The following is a 4,880-nucleotide window of genomic DNA, read 5'->3' as shown; positions in this document are numbered from 1 at the left end:
CTTCAGTCCAAGGAAGTTCAAAACCAGTTCAGACGAGCCGATAGCGTAGCCCAAGCCTTCATCAAGACGCATCCCAACTCGGTAATCAGCCCGTTTTTAGCCATTAGCTATTACAGCATGGAACCCGAAGCGGAGAAACTCCCGGGCCTGTACGCGGGCATGAGTCCAGCCGTTCAGAATTCGTACTACGGGAAGCAGATCAAAACGCTGACCACCGAGCTGGCCAAGATTGGTTTAGGTAAAATGGCTCCCGAATTTTCCATGGCCGATACCTCGGGCAAAACCATCGCTCTGTCTTCCTTGAAGGGGAAATACGTACTGGTCGATTTCTGGGCCAGCTGGTGTGGTCCCTGCCGGAAGGAAAATCCGAATGTCGTAGCGGCGTATAACAAGTACCGTGACAAAGGATTTACCATCCTGGGCGTATCGCTGGACTCGAAAAAAGCCGCGTGGATGAAAGCGATCGACATGGATAAACTGACCTGGGAGCACGTATCGGATCTGAAAGGCTGGCAGAATGAGGCGGCGGCTAAATACGTGGTAAAAGTCGTACCGACGAATTTCCTGCTGGATAAAGACGGAAAGATTGTCGCTAAAAACCTGCGGGGTGCCGATCTGGAAAAGAAGCTCGCTCAATTGTTGAATTAGTCCGTACCGGGTCATCTCCGGGAAGAGTACACACCTAAACTCTTCCCGGAATTACTTGGCTGCGGGGCATTACCCGTACACTTCATCCACTTGCAATAGATCATGAGTTTACCGATAGAAACGATTGCAATCGCTCCCCGCATCCGGGAGAAATTCAATCACCTCTGGCATCTGGTCGGAAACACGCCCATGCTGGAAATTTTTTACTCCTATCAGGGCGAGGAGCGTTCGATTTACGTCAAATGCGAGCATTACAACCTCACCGGTAGTATCAAGGACCGCATGGCTCTTCACGTGTTACATCAATCGTACCGGGAAGGCAAAATTCAGGCGGGCGATCGCATCATTGAAGCCACCAGCGGTAGTACCGGCATTTCATTTGCCGCCGTGGGCAGAGCCCTGGGGCATCCGGTCACCATCCTCATGCCAGCCGGCATGAGTCAGGAACGCATGGACATCATCAGTAGTTTGGGAGCTGACATTGAAGTATTTACCAAAGAACAGGGTGGATTTCGAGGGGCTCAGCAGCGTTCGGAAGAACTGGCCGCTAGCGACCCCCGCCTGTTTCTGCCGCGTCAGTTTGCCAATCAATTCAACGCCGAAGCGAATTATCTAACGACGGGTCGGGAGATTTGGCTGCAACTACAGGCCATCGACATTACCCCCGATGCTTTTGTCGCGGGGGTGGGTACCGGCGGAACCGTGATGGGTGTGGGCCGGTACCTAAAAAGTCGGAACCCCGCCATTCGGGTACACCCCCTGGAGCCCGCGGAATCGCCTACCTTATCCGTCGGCTATAAAACGGGTACGCATCGCATTCAGGGTCTTTTTGACGAGTACATTCCTGAATTAGTGAACCTAAATGAACTCGATAGCATCGTGCAGGCTTCCGATGGTGATTCGATTCTGATGGCTCAAAAATTGGCTACTGAGCTGGGTCTTGCCGTCGGCATATCTTCGGGAGCCAATGTAATCGGAGCCATTCAACTGCAAAATCAACTGGGTCCGCAGGCTCGCGTGGTGACCATTTTATGCGATAGCAATAAAAAATACCTGAGCACGGACCTCGTTCGTCAGGAACCCATCAAGTCAGGTTATTTCTCCTCCAGCGTTCATTTTCTGGATTACCGACCCATCAGCCGATTGGCGGCTCCTTTGCTTCGTTAAGGGTTAACAGGCACCATATACGTTCTCACGATTCTTACGTTTTCCTTCTTATGAAAAAAGTATGGTTAGCCAGCATCGCTCTGCTGGTGGGTAGCTCGCTACAGGCTCAGATTTTAAAACCGGTCCAGTGGAGTTATGCCGCCAAGAAAACCAGTCCGACCGAGGCCGTCGTGTATTTGAAAGCCACCATTGATCCCGGCTGGCACGTCTACTCCCAGCATGTCAAGGAAGGAGGGCCTGTGGCTACGTCTTTCAAATTTAGCCCCGGAGCCTACGTTCTGCAGGGACCCACCCAGGAACCTACGCCCATTACCAAACTGGAAAAGGTGTTCGGTATGGAAGTCAGCTATTTCGAAAAGCAGGTTATTTTTCAGCAAAAGGTCAAACTCACCGGCAAGACGCCCCTGACCGTTAAAGGCACCCTGGAATACATGGTCTGCGATGACAAGCAGTGCCTGCCCCCCGAAGAAGTAAGCTTTACTGTTCCCGTAAAATAAGTAGCGTCTATGGTACTCAATTTCTTACCCCTGAAGCGGTGGCTTCGCATCGGGGCCATGGGCTTAGTTGTAGTGCTGGGTCTGCTGAGCACGACATCGGTATGGGCTCAGGACTCGCTTTCCATCGACGATCTGGAGTTCACCCCCGTCGAAGAAACGACCGATTCCGTTACTACACCTATGCAAGCAACGGTTTCGGCGGCCTCCAGTGCTCAGGCGTTGAGCGGCGTAGCCAACACCCCGGCTACTCCCTTGGCCGAAAGCGAGTCCTTGTGGATGACCTTCGTAGCAGGTTTGCTGGGCGGATTGGCGGCCATCTTCATGCCCTGTATTTTTCCGCTGTTGCCCCTAACCGTCAGCTTTTTTACCAAGCAGGCCGAAAGCAAATCCTCGGGCATCCGCAATGCCCTCCTCTACGGACTCTCCATCATCGTCATCTATGTTTCGCTGGGCTTGCTCATCACTGTTCTCTTCGGGGCCGATGCTCTCAATAATCTGTCCACCAACGGCCTCTTCAACTTTGCTTTCTTTTTGCTGCTGGTGGTTTTTGCCGCTTCCTTTCTGGGAGCCTTTGAGATCATGCTGCCCACTGCCTGGGCCAATAAAATGGATCAGAAAGCTGATCAGGGCGGCCTCCTGGGTATTTTCTTCATGGCCACGACGCTTTCCCTGGTGAGCTTCTCCTGCACGGGCCCCATCATTGGTACGCTGCTGGTGCAGGCGGCTTCCATGGGAGCTTTGCTGGGACCCGCCGTGGGTATGTTCGGCTTTGCCCTGGCCCTGGCCCTGCCCTTTACGCTGTTTTCCATGTTTCCTTCGGGGATGAAAACCCTGCCTAAATCGGGTGGCTGGCTTAATTCCGTCAAGGTGACGCTAGGGATTCTGGAGCTGGCGTTGGCATTGAAGTTCTTATCCAACGTCGATCTGGCCTACCACTGGCAGTGGTTGGATCGGGAAGTGTTCCTGGTGCTCTGGATCATTCTCTTTGGCGTGCTGGGTTTCTATTTGCTCGGCAAGCTCCGCTTTGCTCACGATTCGCCGCTGGTTTGCTTGTCGGTACCCCGCTTTTTTCTGGCCGTACTTGCCCTGAGCTTTTCGCTCTACATGATTCCAGGCCTGTGGGGAGCCCCCTTGAAAGCCATCGCGGCCTTTCTGCCCCCGCAGCAGACCCAGGATTTTGATCTGTACTCCGCCAGTCTAACTGGAAATGCGGGTTCAGCTGCCCAAAGTCACCCCAGCCATAAGTACGGCGATTTGTTTCATGCTCCCCTGGGCCTGGATGCGTTCTTTGATTATGAGGAAGGGCTAGCCTACGCTAGAAAGGTGGGCAAGCCCGTGTTGATTGATTTCACGGGGCATGCCTGCGTGAATTGTCGAAAGATGGAGGCCACCGTCTGGCCCGATCCCGCCGTCTTACAAACCATTCGGGAAAAGTACGTCTTGATTCAGCTCTACGTCGATGATAAAACGGAACTCTCGGCTTCGGAACAAACCCTGGTGAACGGAAAGCCCATCCGCACGATTGGCAAGAAATGGAGCAATTTGCAGGCCAGCCACTTTTTATCCAATTCTCAACCGTACTACGTGCTGCTGGATGCGAACACCGAGCGGCCCCTGGTGAAGCCCCAGGGAGCCAATTATGACACGAGTGAATTTCTCACCTTTTTAAATACGGGCCTTGCGAGCGGGCTTAGTAAAAAGTAGTGAACACGTTTTGGTTAAGAGGAGATCGATAGGGCTTTCTCGCTTGAGAAAGTTCTATCTTCATCAACGGGCTTTTGCACCTATCTCGACGAAGTTCTTTGGTAGCCCCTCTACCCGTCTCCCAAAGAGTTTCTGTTCGTTTAGTCCGAGCCCCTGGTTCAATAGTGCTAAAAGTACTAGAGACCGTTTAAGTTTTGGTTAGGAAAAACCCATAGAGCTTTCTTGCTTGAGAAAGCTCTATTTTATCCGTATCGCTTCCATTACAAGGTAGTTGAATCTGCTTTATTCTATTCCTATCAACATCATGACTAAACTCCATTCCGGTTTTTTTATAGGATTGTTCCTGCTAGCAACCAATGTACTGGCTCAGCAACTCAACCAGCCCATTCCGTTTGACCCTGGGACCAAAGTGGGCAAACTGCCCAACGGGTTGACCTACTACATCCGTAAAAACGCCGAACCCAAGAACCGGGCTCACCTCATGCTGGCCGTGAAAGTGGGAGCCATTCAGGAAGAAGATCCCGAAAACGGACTGGCTCACTTTACCGAGCACATGGCCTTTAACGGCACCAAAAGTTTTCCCAAGAATGAATTAGTCAGCTTTCTTCAGTCGAATGGTATCAAATTCGGTGACGATCTCAATGCTTTCACGAACCAGGAGCAAACCGTCTATTTTCTCCCGGTACCAACGGATTCGATGAAAGTGTTCTTACGAGCCTTTGATATTCTCGAAGACTGGTCACACGATCTGACCATGGACGAAACCGAAATCAACAAAGAGCGGGGCGTCATTCTGGAAGAACTCCGGGGAGGGAAGGGAGCCTCTCAGCGGATGCGGGATCAGTACTTTCCCGTGATCATGAA

The 4,880-nt window shown here is 52.0% G+C and carries 5 protein-coding genes; all 5 read left to right on the top strand.

Annotation, left to right across the window (positions count from 1 at the left end):
* The coding region (locus ACOJTG_RS13080; protein ID WP_420154228.1) for a peroxiredoxin family protein at positions 1-648 on the top strand (648 nt) is incomplete at its 5' end.
* 102 nt (positions 649-750) lie between these two features.
* Positions 751-1,815 (top strand): PLP-dependent cysteine synthase family protein, encoded by a 1,065-nt coding sequence (locus tag ACOJTG_RS13075; RefSeq protein WP_420154227.1) that lies wholly within the window; start codon positions 751-753, stop codon positions 1,813-1,815.
* Between the two features lie 50 nt (positions 1,816-1,865).
* Positions 1,866-2,312: a protein-disulfide reductase DsbD N-terminal domain-containing protein gene (locus tag ACOJTG_RS13070; protein ID WP_420154226.1), complete on the top strand. Its 447-nt coding sequence runs from the start codon at positions 1,866-1,868 to the stop codon at positions 2,310-2,312.
* A gap of 9 nt (positions 2,313-2,321) precedes the next feature.
* A complete protein-coding gene (locus ACOJTG_RS13065) occupies positions 2,322-4,016 on the top strand; it encodes a protein-disulfide reductase DsbD family protein (protein ID WP_420154225.1) in 1,695 nt (564 codons plus the stop codon).
* Between the two features lie 304 nt (positions 4,017-4,320).
* The coding region (locus ACOJTG_RS13060; protein WP_420154224.1) for a M16 family metallopeptidase at positions 4,321-4,880 on the top strand (560 nt) is incomplete at its 3' end.

It is taken from the genome of Siphonobacter sp. (assembly GCF_048595215.1).
Classification (GTDB): domain Bacteria; phylum Bacteroidota; class Bacteroidia; order Cytophagales; family Spirosomataceae; genus Siphonobacter.
This window is presented reverse-complemented; position numbering and strand designations above follow the sequence as displayed.